At 57.7% G+C, this 16,003-nt stretch carries 13 protein-coding genes; 8 read left to right on the forward strand and 5 right to left on the reverse strand.

Features of this window, described 5'->3' with window-relative positions; translation table 11 throughout:
• Positions 1-8: 8 nt before the first annotated feature.
• The 4 genes from QWI16_RS02630 (at position 9) to QWI16_RS02645 (ending at position 3,098) form a co-directional block, all read left to right on the forward strand.
• On the forward strand, positions 9-269 hold the full coding sequence (locus tag QWI16_RS02630; RefSeq protein WP_302711176.1) for a PilZ domain-containing protein: 261 nt from the start codon (positions 9-11) through the stop codon (positions 267-269).
• Between the two features lie 8 nt (positions 270-277).
• Entirely contained in the window at positions 278-1,501 is a 1,224-nt protein-coding gene (locus QWI16_RS02635; protein WP_302711177.1) for a DUF4124 domain-containing protein, read from the forward strand.
• Positions 1,502-1,572: 71 nt separating this feature from the next.
• The gene (locus QWI16_RS02640) at positions 1,573-2,568 is read left to right on the forward strand and encodes a polysaccharide deacetylase family protein (protein ID WP_302711178.1); all 996 of its coding nucleotides are present in this window, start codon (positions 1,573-1,575) and stop codon (positions 2,566-2,568) included.
• Positions 2,550-3,098, forward strand: coding sequence for a DUF924 family protein (locus QWI16_RS02645; protein ID WP_302711179.1), 549 nt, complete (start codon positions 2,550-2,552; stop codon positions 3,096-3,098). Before QWI16_RS02640 ends, QWI16_RS02645 begins: the two co-directional genes overlap by 19 nt.
• Here QWI16_RS02645 and QWI16_RS02650 read toward each other — a convergent pair.
• From QWI16_RS02650 to QWI16_RS02665, 4 genes are all read right to left on the reverse strand, one after another.
• On the reverse strand, positions 3,095-3,898 hold the full coding sequence (locus QWI16_RS02650; protein ID WP_302711180.1) for a glucosaminidase domain-containing protein: 804 nt from the start codon (positions 3,896-3,898) through the stop codon (positions 3,095-3,097). The two genes, QWI16_RS02645 and QWI16_RS02650, sit on opposite strands and share 4 nt — an antisense overlap.
• A 19-nt stretch (positions 3,899-3,917) precedes the next feature.
• On the reverse strand, positions 3,918-4,592 hold the full coding sequence (locus QWI16_RS02655) for a replication protein P (protein ID WP_302711181.1): 675 nt from the start codon (positions 4,590-4,592) through the stop codon (positions 3,918-3,920).
• A complete protein-coding gene (locus QWI16_RS02660; protein WP_302711182.1) occupies positions 4,504-5,610 on the reverse strand; it encodes a DnaT-like ssDNA-binding domain-containing protein in 1,107 nt (368 codons plus the stop codon). Before QWI16_RS02660 ends, QWI16_RS02655 begins: the two co-directional genes overlap by 89 nt.
• Positions 5,611-5,676: 66 nt before the next feature.
• The gene (locus QWI16_RS02665; protein ID WP_302711183.1) at positions 5,677-8,004 is read right to left on the reverse strand and encodes a fatty acid cis/trans isomerase; all 2,328 of its coding nucleotides are present in this window, start codon (positions 8,002-8,004) and stop codon (positions 5,677-5,679) included.
• An 86-nt stretch (positions 8,005-8,090) separates the two neighbouring features.
• On the opposite strand from QWI16_RS02665, the gene QWI16_RS02670 reads away from it, so the two are divergent.
• The 4 genes from QWI16_RS02670 (at position 8,091) to QWI16_RS02685 (ending at position 15,139) form a co-directional block, all read left to right on the forward strand.
• Positions 8,091-9,695, forward strand: coding sequence for a carbon-nitrogen hydrolase family protein (locus QWI16_RS02670; RefSeq protein WP_302711184.1), 1,605 nt, complete (start codon positions 8,091-8,093; stop codon positions 9,693-9,695).
• Positions 9,696-9,742: 47 nt separating this feature from the next.
• Positions 9,743-10,897: a glycoside hydrolase family 18 protein gene (locus QWI16_RS02675; protein WP_302711185.1), complete on the forward strand. Its 1,155-nt coding sequence runs from the start codon at positions 9,743-9,745 to the stop codon at positions 10,895-10,897.
• A gap of 172 nt (positions 10,898-11,069) precedes the next feature.
• Entirely contained in the window at positions 11,070-12,068 is a 999-nt protein-coding gene (locus QWI16_RS02680; RefSeq protein WP_302711186.1) for an LLM class flavin-dependent oxidoreductase, read from the forward strand.
• A 62-nt stretch (positions 12,069-12,130) separates the two neighbouring features.
• Positions 12,131-15,139: a ligand-binding sensor domain-containing diguanylate cyclase gene (locus QWI16_RS02685; RefSeq protein ID WP_302711187.1), complete on the forward strand. Its 3,009-nt coding sequence runs from the start codon at positions 12,131-12,133 to the stop codon at positions 15,137-15,139.
• Here QWI16_RS02685 and QWI16_RS02690 read toward each other — a convergent pair.
• Entirely contained in the window at positions 15,123-15,998 is an 876-nt protein-coding gene (locus QWI16_RS02690) for a mechanosensitive ion channel family protein (RefSeq protein ID WP_302711188.1), read from the reverse strand. The two genes, QWI16_RS02685 and QWI16_RS02690, sit on opposite strands and share 17 nt — an antisense overlap.
• Between the last annotated feature and the right edge of the window lie 5 nt (positions 15,999-16,003).

Genomic DNA, 16,003 nt, shown 5'->3' on the forward strand with positions numbered 1-16,003 from the left:
AGTAGGCTGTGGCCGACGATAAACGCGAACACCTGCGCACACCCATGACGTGCCGCATCAAAATTTGCCACAAGGAACTCGGCGAAATGATGGTGAAGACCCGGGACATTTCCGAGGGCGGTGTCTTCGTGATACTCGACCCGGAGCTTACACCGCCGGTGGGTGATCGCGTGACCGGCCAGATCCAGGGGCTGATGGACGAGGCGCCTGTGGTAGACATGGAGGTGGTAAGAGTGGAGCCAGAGGGCGTGGGGCTTAAATTTATTTAGGAAAACCAATGAGCTGGTTGCAAACAAAACAGTGGCTGCCAGTGCTGTTGTCCGGTATTTGCTGCTCTGCCGGCGCTCAGGTGTATACCTGGACCGACGATAAAGGCAAAGTGCATTTTTCCGACCAGCGGCGCGCGGAGAATGCCGAGGCGCAGCAGATCGATATCGGCACCATGCCTGCCGCACCGCTGATCGAGACCAGCGACCCGGCCACTTATAACGGCCAACTCTACCCCTTGATAGTCGACCGTTTTTTTTATGCCGACAGCGTCAGCGATGAGCAGCGCCCGCTGATCACCTTTTACTTTGGCGGCGATTGTGTCTCGCCCACATCGCAAAACTTTAATCAGTTGCGCACTCGCTACACCATGGTGCTACGCGACGAAAGCAAGCTGCAAGCGGATGTCTTTCGTGCCCTGCGCACCCGCGCCTATGGCAATGTCTATCGCACCGGGCACTATAACGCGCCCGATGTGGATACCGCTGATGTCCGTTACTTGAACGGTGAAATCACTAGTCTCAAGATCAATGCCTGTCGAACCAACCTGCCTCCCGGCATCAGTAACAGTGATCTCGATGGTTCACTGGTCACACAGTTTGATCTGGTCAATGCCTGGCTGGAAGTGAAATGGACGCTCTCGAGTCGACTTGATGGTGAGCCTATGGCCGAGTTTACTACCCGGGGCGTTGCGGCAACCCGCCTTGACAGCGGCTTGCGTCTGGGCTCTGCCGTTCGTGTGGCCTTTGAGACGGCCATTGATAATCTTCAAAGCGAGGACGCCTGGCGTCAGGCGGTGACGCAATCGGCACGCGGAGAACCTGAAACGGCCTCAGGTGCTCCAGGCGTAGTGACCGCGAATGGCTCGGCGCCATACGATTTTCAGCAACGGCAATTGCAGCAAGCCCAGCAGCGTTCGGCTTTTGTGGCAGCCCTGGCGGAGCTCAGTGCTGTACGCATGGCAATTGCCGAGTATTATCAGGTTCGCGGTGTCATGCCGCTGTCCATGTCGGCCATTGGCTTTGAGCGCGGCCCTCAAACGCGCAGTCGACATATCGAGTCTATGCACATGCAGGCGCCCGGCGTTGTACATGCCGTTTTGCCGGAAACCGCCCTTCCCGGCGGGCACTATATTGAGCTTATCCCTGAGGTAGAACAGGGATTTACCCTTTTGGAGTGGCGTTGTGTAACCAGCGTTGCCTTAAACACAGCTAGCGGGTGCGAGTCCCTATGAGATTTAAACGGTTTGCCTTTTGTTGTTTTGCAAGTGTGTTGAGCCTTATCTCGCTAGGCGCGCGAGCTGCTGTGATACTACAGTATCACCATGTCGATGAGGCAACGCCTGCCTCTACATCGACAACACCTGCGCGGTTTGCCGAGCACATGGCTTACCTGCAAGAGCACGAGTTTACGGTCATGGCATTGCCAGAGTTATTGGATGCGCTGAAAGATGGGCGCTCACTGCCTGAAAAAACCGTGGCCATTACCTTTGATGACGGCTACGACTCAATCTACCGCGAAGCCTTCCCAGTGCTTAAAAAGCACGGCTACCCCTTTACCGTATTTCTCAACACGGCGCCGATGGAGGCGAAGGGTTTTCTGAGCTGGGCACAGGTGCAGGAGATGATCGACTCGGGCGCCAGCATGGCCAACCACACAGTGAATCACCCTCACTTGGTACGCAAGCGCGAGGATGAGTCCGAGGAACAGTGGCAAGTTCGTATCCGTTCCGAGCTAAAAGATGCGCAGCGTGAAATCGTCAAGCACACTGGGCAGGATTACCCGATCCTTGCTTATCCCTACGGTGAGTTTGATGCGCGCGTTAAGGGGCTTGTCGAGTCACTTGGCTTTATTGGTGTGGGCCAGCACTCCGGAGCTGTCGGCCGCAACAGTGATTGGCTCGCACTGCCACGCTTTCCCATGGGCGGGAATTACGCGGCTATGGACAGTTTTGCCACTAAGGTCAACACCTTGCCCCTGCCGCTCGAACAGGTAAAGCGGCTGGATCGTGAGGGCAAGGCGCTGAGCGATGCTGTGGTACGCGCGGGTGAACGCCCCCAGTTGATTTTGCAGCTGGCTAGCAAGTCTCTGGCGCAGGCGCTTCAGTGTTATCAGCAGGGCAAAGCATTGCCGGGTAAAGTTGAGGGGGCGAGCGTGCACGTTCGTGCTGAGCAGGCGCTAACACCCGGCCGTTCGCGCTTTAACTGTACGGCAAGGGATGAGAAAACGGGTCGCTATTATTGGTATTCAGAGCCCTGGCTGGTGAGCTCTAAGGAGGGGCAGTGGGTACACGAGGAGTAAACGAGGTACTGAAGTTCTGGTTTGACAGCCTCCAACCGCAAGACTGGTTCGCAAAGAGTGACCGGCTCGATCAGCAGATCGCGCAGTGCTTCGGCGCTTTGCATCAAAGGTTAGTATCAACCAAAGACGATGCCCTGCTGCAAAGCCCTGAGCAAGCTCTGGTCGCGGTGATTGTGCTCGACCAATTTTCCCGCAACCTATTTCGCGACCAACCCGAGGCGTTTGCTCAGGACGACAAGGCCCTGGCGATCGCCCGCGCTGCGATTGAGCGTCAATGGGATCAGTTGCTGCCGCCGCGCCAGCGCGCTTTTTTGTACATGCCCTTTATGCACAGCGAACGCCTGGAAGATCACGAGCAGGCGATGGCGCTGTTCACTGAGCTCGGCAACGAAAAAAATCTCGAGTTTGAGCGCAAACACAAAGTCATCATTGAACGCTTTGGTCGCTACCCCCATCGCAACGCGGTTTTGGGCCGGGAAAGCACGCCCGAGGAGCGGGCGTTTTTAACCCAGCCGGGGTCGAGCTTTTAGTCATCGAGCTCGCCCAGGCGGTTATAGCGAATCAGCTCCGCCAGCTCATCCACATAGGCCTGTCCGCGGCTTGAATACTGCGTTAACCCAGTAATCAATGCATTGCCGGTAACCGGCGTCTCGGCTTTTCTCAGCTCGGCGCGCTTTTGCCGAACCTCCCGGTAAGCCCGGTGAGAGTTGATGTTACGGTAGTAGGCGTTTAGCGCGTGCTCAATGCCGCGAAAGCGTCTTACCTCATGGCGCGCCCCGGCTGCTCGGCGGGCGGGCACTATGCCGCAACCTTTGCTGTAACACCATTGGCCGAACAGATTTTGCGCCTGCTGGGCAAAACGCGAAGTGCCCCAGCCGGATTCGGCGGCCGCCTGCGCCAGGACCATGGAGGGAGGGATAATGTCCACGCGACGGTTGAGAATATCCAGGCTCTGTTCTGCGCTGAGAGCGTTATCGTCATCATCGATCTGATAGCGCTGCTTGAGGCGCTCCAGCCGCCTAAGTTGCACGTGGGTCAACGCTTGGCCGGTGCGCAATTGTCGCTGCATCTGCAGTACCTCACCACGCAGCTGCAACAAGGCGGTGTTTTTCTCTTCAATCATTGGCAGTAACAAATCGATAAACGTCTGCTTGCGCGACGGAATATCACTGATGGACTTCATGTTTGGCAGTTTGGTTGAGCCCGACAGAAGCGCCAGCTGCGATGCGGTATGCACCGATTGGCTCAGGTAAAGCGTCAGGGCCAGAGTGCCCAGGGCATAAGCGGCGAGCACCGCGGCGGTCAGTTGGAATTTTTTTTGACTCTGCATAAAAGGTGATTGCCTGCCATTACAAGTCGAGGGTTTTGCGCAGCTCATTCAGCCGCCGTTGGTTTTCCTCTTTTGTCAGAGGTGTCTCCAGCGTTTCGGGCAGCGCTGGGGTGTCCGGTGCCGGTAAGGTCTCGCCGTCCATCACCCGCTCGCACAGGCGCCGGTAGTGCTGTTCAAATACGGGAAAGGCCGTGCGTTCGGATGAGCTGGCGAGAAAAAACCAGTCGCTGGCTTTGCCGGCGTAGTAGACCGCCGGGTGGCTCCATTTAAAAGCTGCTTTCGGTGATGGGGCCTGGCAGGCCTCCACATAGGCGGCGTGCGGATCTTTCAGCCCGTGCTTTTTGGGGTCGCCCTGGCAGGCGGTGATCATTTTGTTCAGGGTGGGCAAGTATTCGGAGGTTTCAATGACCTCGCGCGCGCCGCGGCGAATGGTGGCCGGGCTAAAGCGCAGCAGCGAGTCGAGCCAGAGTTTTTTGATTTGTCCGAGCACGCTCGCGTCGCTGTAGGCTTTGTAATACTGGTTGTGATAGTTAATACGAAACAGCGCAAAAACCTCGTTGAGCGCATCTATGTGCTCGGTGGAGGCTCTGGGGCGCTCCTGCGTGTCAGCTTGCCCAGCTTCTGTCGGTGAGGTCTTCGACAAGGCTTCGATCTCGCGTTGCGCTTGTTCCAGCAGGTGATTGCTGTCGGCCATCTTGATTACCCTGTATCGGTTGTGCTCCCAGCGCGTGTTGACGCGCCCAGTGGTGCTTTACGTGTTGCAGAAATTTGGTATTCCAGGAGCTGTGAACACGGTTGCTGTCGCGCCAAAACAAGACAAACTCCGCCACCTGGCGCCTGGCAAATTCCAGGTCAATATTGGCCAGTTGCAAGACATCATAGACATCCCGGCCCGGTTGCCAGTTATCCGGTATGCGCTTGGGCTCAGTGTCGTGCTCCAGCGCGCTGGTGTACCTGGCCCACTGGCGTTTGACGTGCTGGATAAATTTGCTGTTCCAGGTGCGGCCCACTTCGCCCCGCTCGCGCCAGTAGAGCACGAACTCGGGGATGGCGTCTTCGACAAAGGCCTGGTTGATGCCGGCGTGACGTACCAGCAATACCATGGCATCGCGCGATGGGCGCCAGTCGCCGCTCATGGCAGTATCCTGCTCGCGCTGAAACAGCCCGGTTTCGTGCTCGCGCCAGTTGCGGATCACTTGCTTGAGAAACTTGGCTCCCCAGGCGTGGTGGGGCTCGCCCCGTTCGCGCCAGTAGGTCACAAACTCGGGCACCTGCTGGCGGATAAAATAATCCGGAATGTTGTACTGCGCCAGCTGCGCCATCAGCTCGGCATCGGGCCTCCAGTTGGGGGCGATTTGATTGCTCTGTCGCGGCCCGTCGCGCAGCCCCTGAGGCGGCTGAGGCGGTGCGGCGCTTCGTATCACGCCCTGAGTAAAGCGAAAGTGCAGCTCGCCGCTTTGGCTAAAGGGCGCGTTAAGCAGCGTGAGCAGACCCTTCTCCTGCAAGTTTTTGCTGATGCGTTGTATTTCCAGCGGCGGCCAAAATGGCAGGCGCTCAGCAATGTAGGCGCCTGAGAGGGTGATGGCCTCTTCCCCGCTGGCGATCAACGCATCGCTGAGCACACCCAGCATAATCGCCTCCTCCAAGCCTATGGCGGCAGCCAGAGAGGGGGAGACGACCAGGGGTTTTTCTGGCAGCAGGGGCGAATTCATACGAGCACTTTAACCGACAAAAGACGCTATTGTAACACCGCCGCCGATGTTGCCGGAGGCGGTGATTCAGCGGTTCTCCAGTCGGTTGTAATCCAGCAGCCCGGCCTTGGTTGGCTGTTGCTGGTGATAGGCGCTGTGGATATGATCGCTGATCTCCCAGAAATTCGGGTCCGCCCGGCTGATGCCATAGCGCGCCTTAAGGGCGCGGTAGTCTGCTTCGGTCTGGGCGCCGGACACCCGCTCGGCAAAGGTGGCCAGTTGCTTTTCATCCACCAGCCAGAAGGTATTGGGGTAGGCGCCTATTACACCCGCCGTAACCACCAGAGAATCTTGCGCGGGCAGGCGCCTTTGCGCCTCGCTGAACATTGAGGAGAGGTTGCTGTGGGCACTGGTGCGCAAGATACTGAAGACGCCCTGGCCGGGCACCAGCAGGAGGCTCGCTTCGGGCATCAGGTGGGCGCCCTGGCCCTGGGTGTTTTGCAGCGCCTGCAGCGCCGCTTTCAGTTGGGCGGGCCAGGTGAGCTGAGCAATGCGCTCACTATCGGCAAAGGCGGGCTCAAGGTGTTCGTGCAGCCGCTGCAAGAGTTCGGCCTTGGGGTGATCGGTTTGATAGTCGAGCAAATGCACCGGAGGCAGGCGGTCCAGATAGCGGGTCAGATACCCTTCAATATCGTCCTCCGCGCCCTGATACCAGTGCGCAATCAGCTCATTTTGACGGGACTTGGGCAAAAAGGCGACAAAGTTCATTTCGCCTTCAATGCGCAAGAAGTCCATATACAGCCGGCTCAACAGCTGATGGGACGCATTGCCGTAGACGTCAAAGCCGGCGACCAGCAAGTAGTGAATGCGCTCGAGCAGCGGGTAGTCGATGACCCAAGCGGTTTTTGGGGCTGGGCCAATCATACCTCGGGTCACACTGGCGCTGTCGTTGTGCCGCACGATGGTGAGCGCCGCGTTGTCATTGTTACCTTCCCCGTCCCAGATAACGTCGATACCAATGTCCGTTTCGTTCTTCATGCGCTCGGCGATATATCTGGCCTTGGCCTCAAGGAACCTCTCCTGCAGGTGGGCGTATTCCAGCCAGCGGGAGAGCGGGCGCAAAGTGTTGCCTGCTTCTGCAGGCAAGCGCAGGTGCTCACTGTTGCTGGACAGAAACTCGCCATCGTTGGCCGGGTCAACGGTGTCGGGGGAGAGAAAAAATACCCAAAAGTGGTCCTGAATCACATTGAGCGCCACCTGGCCGCGACACACTGGCCCTTTGATAAAGTTCATGATGGTGAACTCGGCTTCGTCCAGCAAAAACCGGTAGCGGGCATCCACGGGCAGATCGGCAAAGCTGGCGAAGGGGTTGGCGGCCACCTCCGGTGTGTAGCCGGGCAATGCGGTGATCTCGTACTTGGGCGCGTAAAACCAGCGCCGCCAGTTCGCCATGCGCTCAGGGTGCAGTCGGTAGGGCATATGCGTTTTTGCCAGGCGCGTGGATGGGTCTTGCCAGAGGCGGTAGTACACTCGTTCCACCTTCGGGTCATCAAAGGGGCGTCGGCTGGCGATACGCTCAATTGGCTGGCCGGGCGGGGTGCGTGAACGCACCAAGCGAAACACGGTATCCGGTGCCGCATCAAAGTAGAGCCCTGCGAGAAAAAGATGCTCATAGAGATAGCGGTTGATGAGCTGGGACTTGGTGTCGTTACCATTAAAAAAGGTTTCCCAGTCCGCCAGCATCTTGAGAAGTTTTGACGGCACGCCCGGCTCGGCGCCAGTTTGAGCACCGCTTTCGAGCCACTGTATAAGGGTGTCGTGCTCCTGGGCCGATAGCGCTGGTAGGCCATAGGGCATGCCCCACAGTGGGTAGTCGCTGGCATAACCGTCAAAATCCTCGGCACGCGGACACTGCTGATCCCGGTCTGTGGCAAAGTCAAAGCTGTCGGGCAATACTGGCGAGTGGGGCAGCGGGTGTTGTTGTTTCAAAAGCAGCAGCTGCGCCATGACGCTGCCGGCCAGGTTGGCCTCGGCGGTATTGGCTCGCTCGTTAATAACCGGGAAGAAGTCCTTTTCCCGCCAAGCAGCGGTTGAGCCCGCATCTTCAAACAGGCGCGTCAGCTCCGCCCCCATCAGGCGGGTGCCGTCATAGACTTTGTTTTTACTGGCGCCGCGCAGGAGCCCTTCGGTGGCGTCGAGCTTGAGCTGGCAGGGGGCGTCGTAGCAGCCGTGGCAGACCGTGCAGCGCGCCTCCAGCAACGGGCGAATGTTGGTCTGGTAGTCGGCGGCATCACCCCCGATGCCAGGCTCGCGCGGGCTCGGTGAGCCATAGCGGGCATCCAATTGAGATGCCCCAATAGCGGCGCAGCCTGCAATCAATAGCAACATGAGTACGCAGGTGCGCGTGTGCAACATGGTTTTCTCTCCACTTCGGCTGCCCGTAGCATAACACAGGCGTTTTGCTTTAAAGTGTGGCTGATATTTTCCGATGAGGGCTTCGCATGACGCAGTCACCCGCCAACAAACTCGCCGATCCAAAGTCCCACCTGATTGTGCGCAATGCGACGCTCAGCGATGTGGATGCCATCGTGGCCCTGTCTGCGCGGGTGTATATTCCCATTGGCATGGAGGCCTATGTGCGCTCTGCCATTGTCGGCCAAATTAATACCTTCCCCCAGGGGCAGATTGTGGTCATGGTGGGCGAAGTCCTGGTGGGCTATTGCGCGACTTTTCGTATCTCGGGCAAATTTGCCTTGAAACCGCACACCTGGGCTGAAATCACCGGAAATGGCTATGCTTCGCGTCACGACATCAATGGCGAGTGGCTCTACGGTATGGAGGTGTGCATTGACGATGCCTATCGCGGTTACCGTATTGGCCAGCGTTTGTACAACGAGCGCAAAAAGCTTTGTCAGTCACTGGAGCTTAAAGGGGTGGTGTTTGCCGGACGCATGCCCAACTTGTCGCGCCGGCTCAAGCGCTTTAAAACGGTGGAAAACTACGTCGATCAGGTCATTCGCAAAAAGGCCAAGGATCCGGTGTTGTCTTTTCAGTTGCGCAATGGCTTTGAAATCATCGGCATCCTTGAAAACTACCTCGACGAAGACAAGCAGTCGCTCGGTTACGCCGCTCACATGAAGTGGGAAAACCCCAAAGTCCCCAAATCCAATGACAAGCCGGCCAAACATTACGGGGTGCGCATGCCCGAAGTGGTTCGAGTGGCCACTGTGCAGTACATGCAGCGCAAAATTACCTCTTTTGGCGAATTCATAAAATACATTGAGTATTTTGTCGACGTAGTGGCCGACTACAAAAGCGATTTTGTGGTTTTCCCCGAACTGTTCACGCTGCAGCTACTGTCGATTGAAGATCAGGAGCTGTCGCCCTTTGAATCCATTGAGGCGCTCACCAAATACACGCCACGGTTGAAAGAAGCGTTTCGCAATATGGCGCTGCACTACAACGTCAATATCATCGCCGGCTCACACCCCACCCGTATGGAAAACGGGCGCATTGAAAATATTGCCTATATTTTCCTGCGCGATGGGCGCATGTTCGAGCAGCCTAAAATTCACCCCACGCCCAATGAGGTGTACTGGTGGGACATCGAAGGCGGCAGCACCCTGCGAGCTATTGATACCGACTGTGGCCCCATAGGGGTGTTGATTTGCTACGACTCGGAGTTTCCGGAGCTGGCCCGGCATCTGGCGGATCAGGGTATTCACTTTTTGTTTGTACCTTTTTGTACAGATGAGCGGCAGAGTTATCTGCGTGTGCGCTACTCCTGTCAGGCGCGCGCGGTAGAGAACCAGTTTTATGTCATTATGTCCGGCAATGTGGGCAACCTGCCCAATGTCGCCAACATGGATATTCAGTACGCCCAAAGCTGTATTCTCACACCCTGTGACTTCGCTTTTGCCCGAGACGGTATTGCCGCTGATACAACGCCCAATGTGGAAACCGTGGCTTTTGCCGATTTGCGCCCCGAGTCCCTATTGATGGCGCGCAACAGCGGAACCGTGCAAAACCTGAAAGACCGGCGCCACGACCTCTACCGTATGGTCTGGAAGGGCGACCGTATTACACCGATAAAAGACGAGGGATAAATTCCCCGCCGAGCCCGATAGATGATCTCAACCACTGGAGAGATCGCATGCAAAAAACCATAAACCTGCTGCTGGTAGCCTTGGCGCTGCTGGTAGCTTGCCGCGCTGTTGCACACGAAGATCACCATCACCACCACTACGATCCGGTGATCATTGGTTATGTGTTCAGCCCGGACAAACCCCTCGATCCGGATACCATTGCCGCAGAAAAACTCACGCATATCAACTACGCCTTTTCCAATATTGAAAACGGCAAGGTGGTCAATGGCTTTGATTTTGATGACGACAATTATCAACTACTACAAAGCCTGAAAAAGCGTAACCCGTCGCTTAAGATATTGTCCTCAGTCGGCGGCTGGACCTGGTCCGGCGGTTTTTCCGATATGGCGCTGACGCCGCAGTCGCGTCAGACATTCATCGACAGCGCAGTGGCCTTTGTGCGCCGTCATCAGCTCGATGGCATTGATATCGACTGGGAGTACCCGGGTCTTACCGGTGCCGGCAATACCCATCGTCCGGAAGACGGTGTCAACTTTACCCAGGTACTTAAAGGGTTGCGCTCGGCCTTTGATAAACTGGAAAAAGAACTCGGTCGCGAGCTGTTGATCACCATTGCCACGGGCGGATTTCCCGATTACTTGGCCAAGAGCGATATCGGCAACTGGCAGGCGTATTTGGATTACATCAACATCATGGCGTACGACTACAACTTCCCGCGGGACGGCGGCACCACCGGCCATCACACGGCATTGTACAGCCACCCCGATGATGACAGTGGTCAGTCCGCCGATGCGGCGGTAACCCATCATATGGCCGCCGGTGTGCCGGCCCATAAACTGGTGGTGGGGGTGGCTTTCTACGGTCGCGCCTGGACGGAGGTTGAGCCCGGCAATGCTGGTCTTGGACAAACCGCTAAGGCCGGCCAGCCCGCCTTTGGCAGCAGTCGTTACCACAACCTGCGTGAAGCGGTTATCGGGCAGGGTGATTACACCCGCCATTGGGACGATCTGGCCAAGGCGCCTTGGCTTTGGAGCGAAAAAGAGCGCACCTTCGTCAGCTACGATGATCCCGAGTCGGTCGCAGCCAAGGTGAAGTACATTCGCGAGCAAAAGCTCGGCGGGGTAATGTTCTGGCAGTACACCTCTGACTACAACCACGAGTTGTTGGACACGATCAATAAGGCCTTCGGCCGCCGCCATTGATGGCGAATACCCAGCGGGCAGGGAGGCCCTTTTCTGTGCGCGGTGTGCCACAGAACGACGGCCGTTAGTCGTTCTGGCACCGCCGGCCAGCCTGTCTTTACGATTCTTTTTCTCTGGTCTTTGAGGGCGCGCGTTAGCATAGAGGCGTGTGTTTCTGTCAGAGAGGTTCACCATGCTCCAAGCAACCGCTTACTCAGTTCTCGACCTCGCCCACGCCAAAGTAGACGCCAGTTACGCGGACGCCTACGCGCGTGTGGTGGAGGCGGCGCAGGCGGCCGAGGATCTCGGTTACCGGCGTTTTTGGTTGGCCGAGCATCACAGCATGGACGGCATTGGCAGCTCGGCAACCAGTGTCTTGATCGGCCACATCGCTGGCGCGACTCAGACGCTTCGCGTTGGTGCAGGCGGTATTATGTTGCCCAATCACGCGCCCATGGTGGTGGCGGAGCATTTCGGTACCCTTGAGGCCCTCTACCCCGGCCGCATTGACCTGGGGGTGGGTCGGGCGCCGGGCAGCGACGGGGCTACCATGCGCGCGCTCAGGCGTGAGCTGCACAGCGGGGTAGACGATTTTCCCGAACAGCTGGCTGAGCTACAGTACTTTTTGGGCGAGCAGCAGCCCGGGCAGAAAGTCTTTGCCGTTCCCGGTATGAGCAGCCAGGTGCCCATCTGGTTACTGGGGTCGAGCCTTTACAGTGCGCAACTGGCGGCTCGACGCGGCTTACCTTTTGCTTTTGCCTCGCATTTTGCGCCGCGGTTGATGCTGGAGGCGCTTCACCTGTATCGCACAGGCTTTGAACCCTCAGCGGTGCTCGATGCGCCCTATGCGGCGATTGGTGTGCCCGTGTGTGCGGCGCCAAGCGATGAGCAGGCGCGGTATCTTCATACCACGGCGCAGCAGAGCGTTCTGGCGCTGCTGCGTGGTGAGCACTTGCGGCTGCGTCCACCGGTTGAGTCCATGGAGTCGCTGTGGACGCCACAGGAGGCGGCGCACATCAGTGACTTTCACGGCATTGCCGTGGTTGGCGGTCCAGAGACGGTAAGGCAGAAGCTTCAGGAGTTGAAAACCCTCACCGGCGCTGATGAATTTATTTTTGCCAGCAACTTCTTTGATCAGCGCGACCGCCTGCGCTCGTTGGAGCTGGTCGCGCTGGCGATGAACGGCATCTGATCTCGGGATCTGCTATCGTAAGGGTGCCAGACAAAGAGGGAGTGGCACCAAACGTGATGTGTGTGAAATTGCCGGCAGTCTTCTCAGCACTCGTGGTCTTGCTGTTCAGTGCCTTGTCGTTCGCCGAGGGATCCGTGCGTTTTGAGCGCTTGGCACTGGCCGCGGTTCAAGACCAAGGCGGAGGCGCTATCAGTGCTGTGCGGGCCGTGGTGAAAGGGCCGCAGGGTTTTATTTGGCTCGGCAGCGAAAACGGTGTCTTCCGTTACGATGGCCGCTCGCTGGTTGGTTATCACGCCCAGTCCGGCAATGACGCAACCCTGAGTGGCAATTTTGTCTGGGATCTGGCGGTCGATCAGGACGGCACCCTCTGGGTAGCCACGGGTAATGGGCTGAACATCTACCGACCCCACACCAATCACTTCGAGCACTTTACCCTGCAAACCGCCGAGACCAGCCTCACTGGCGAGAGTATTTTTACGCTGGCGGTCGACGCGCAAAACCGACTTTATCTTGGCACCTCGAATGGCCTGTTGGTGCTCGGGCCGCAGCGCGAGCAGTTGACGCGCTATCGCAACAGTGAATCTCAAGCGGACAGTTTGAGTCGGGATCATGTGCGCGACGTGTTTGTCGATAGCGCCAATCGCGTCTGGGTGGCCACCGCTGGTGGCGGCCTGAATCGGCTGCAGCGAGAGAGCGGTGGTTTTGTTGTCTATCGCCATCGGGACGATGACCCCAATTCGCTGATTGACGACGATGTCTCGGCCATTACCGAGGATCATGCCGGGCAGATTTGGGCGGGCTCCTACAGCAGTGGCTTGACGCGTTTTGATCCCGCGAGCGGGCGCTTCTGGCGTTACAGCCGCAGCGATGACAAGTACTCGCTGGCCAGCAATAACGTCGCTGACTTGCTCACTGACAGCGGCGGGCGAGTGTGGGTGGCCACCGATCACGGTGGCCTGGCACTGTACCGCCCGCAAACGGATGACTTTCAGCGCTTTACTCACAGCGCTTACGATTCCGACAGTCTGAGCTCGGATCAGCCGCGCCGGCTCTATGAAGACGATCAGGGAAACCTGTGGATTGGCATGTTCCCGGCGGGTGTCGATTTTCTCGACCGCTCGGCGTTCGTGTTTAAGAACTACACCCATCGACCCGACGACCCCACAAGTCTTAGTCACAATGGTGTGTTGACGTTTTTCCAAGATAACGCCGGGCACTACTGGATAGGCACCGAGCGCGGCGTAAACCGCTGGGACCGGGAGAATCACCGCTTTGTTCGCGCCAGTGGCGCTCTGGCGCCCCTGGCAGATGCGGCGGTGCTGACCATAGAGCAAACCCGTAACGGCGACTTTTGGTTCGGCACCTGGTCGGGTGGTTTGTACCGCTACCGTCCGGCGACCGATCAATTGCAGCACTACCTGCCAGACAAGGCCCAGCCAAGCAGTATTGGTAGTGTGTTTATCTGGAAGTTGCTGGAAGATCGCGACGGCACTTTGTGGGTCGGCACTGAGAATGCCGGATTGAGCCGCTACCGCCCGGCCACCGATGACTTTGTCCACTATACGGCCCGCGGCACACAGAGCGAGGGCCTGATCAGCAATCAGATATGGACGTTGTTGGAGTCGCAAGACGGCCACATCTGGATTGCGACTTTGGATGGGTTGGACCGTTTGAATAAAAAGACGCAAACCTTTGAGCATTTTCCAGCCGATGCCACAGACCCGGACCGGCTAAGCAGCCATCAAGTGATCTCTCTGTATCAGGATCGCGCCGGCGATATTTGGGTGGGCACGCGAGACGGCGGTGTAAACCGTTTTGATCATGCCAGGGGCACCTTCGAGCGATTGAGTGTTGAGCAAGGGCTGCCCTCGTCTACCGTCTCCAGTATTATTCAGGATGACGCCGGTGATGTCTGGGTGACGACGGTAAACGGTATTGCCCGCATCGATCCGGAGGCCTTTCGTGTGCTCAACCGCTACTACCGCTCCGATGGTCTGGTGGCCAGTAACTTCAATCGCGATGCCACTTTTAAAGATGACCAGGGGCGTTTGTTTGTGGGCAGCATTGGCGGTTTCAGTGTGTTCGATCCGGCCAAGCTACAGACCCATCAAAATGCGCCGCCCGTGGTGATTACCGAGTTGCGGCTGTTTAATCAACCGGTCAGCGCGGGCGATGACACCGGAGTTTTGAAAAAGGCCATTAATCGCACTCGCGAGCTCACACTGCGACACGACCACAACATGTTTTCCTTTGAGTTTGCGGCGTTGAGCTTTCGCACGCCCGAACTCAATCGCTACGCCTATAAGCTGGAGGGCTTTGACCGCGACTGGAATTTCATTGGTCACAAACACACGGCGACCTACACCAACATGTCACCGGGCGAATATGTGTTCCGGGTAAAGGCGGCCGATAAGGAAGGCAACTGGAACGAGCAAGGCGCGGCTATCGCCGTGCGTGTGGAGCCGCCGCCCTGGCGCAGCGGTTGGGCCTATTTCGCTTACTTGCTGGTGTTGGCGGCGCTGTTGTATACCGGGTTGAGGGTAAAGCAGTTACGTCAGCAGTCGCGCGAGTATCAGACGCTCTCGCTGACGGATCCTTTGACCAACGCCAATAACCGTGCCGGTATGGCACGTCAGGTTCAGCAGCGGGTAGGCCAGAGTTTGTTCGACTCTTCCGCAGGCTTGTTGGTGCTCGATATCGATCACTTTAAGCCAATTAACGACTCGCTGGGTCACGATACCGGCGACCGGGTACTGCGTGAACTCGCCGCGCTGTTGGCGCAAACAGTACGCGCAAGCGACTGCCTGGCGCGGTGGGGCGGCGAAGAGTTTGTCTTGTTCTGTGCGCCAGTGGACACAGCCGCGCTCAGGTCGCTTGCCGAGAAAGTGCGCCGCCGGGTAGAGTCTCATGTGTTCGACGCGCCCGGCCACCGACTGTCGTTGACCTTAAGCATAGGCGGCGCTTGCGCCCGGCCGGGGGAGGATTTTGACCGCCTGTTCAAGCGCGCCGACGAGGCGCTTTACAACGCTAAGGCTGACGGCCGCAACCGCGCGGTTATGGCGCAGGATTAGTGTCGTCGGCCACCAGCGGTATGTGGCTTGAGCGCAAGTGCAAGTCCCGCTGGGGGAAGGGAATTTCCACACCTGCCTCGCGCAGCGCGTCGTCAATCGCCCAGACGTAGTCCGAGGTTACCTGGGTGGGGCGTTTGACCGCATCGGGCGCAACCCACACGCCCAGCAAGAAATTGAGGCTGCTGTCGCCAAAACCGCTCATCCAGACAATGGGTTTGTGTTTTTCATCGTTGAGCGTGTAGCTGACACTGGCGGCGGCCTTGAGCACGGCCTCGCGGACGGTGTTTTTGTCCGAGCCGTAAGCGACGCCAAAAGGGATGCGAAAGCGGCGCACGTTCTCTTCCAGGGTCCAGTTCACCACCCGGCCACTGATAAACTCCGAGCTGGGCACCAGAATATCAATATTGTCGTTGGTGCGTATCAGCGTCGAGCGCAGGCGAATGGCTTTTACCTCGCCCATCAGCCCAGAGTCCAACTCGATAAAGTCGCCCACTTTGATGGATTTTTCCAGCAAAATAATAATGCCCGAGACAAAGTTATTGACGATGGACTGCAGCCCGAGGCCAATACCAATACCCAGCGCACTGCCGATAATCACCAATTTATCGAGCTGAAAGCCCAGCACCGAGAGCGCGCCAATAAAACCGAGCACGACCAAAAAGTAGTAGACAATCCGGTTGATGGTGTAGATCTGGTGGGTCACCGTGGGGTGGCGATAGAGCGCCAGGCGATTAATGGCGCGGCTGATCAATCCGGCGATCACAAAGGTGGCAATGATCACGATGATCGAGGCGCAGAGCGCGCCGCTGGTGAGCGTGTAGTTGCCGACTTTAAGTAGCGTTATATCCAGCCATTCCATAGATC

The organism is Gilvimarinus algae (assembly GCF_030518215.1).
Classification (GTDB): domain Bacteria; phylum Pseudomonadota; class Gammaproteobacteria; order Pseudomonadales; family Cellvibrionaceae; genus Gilvimarinus; species Gilvimarinus algae.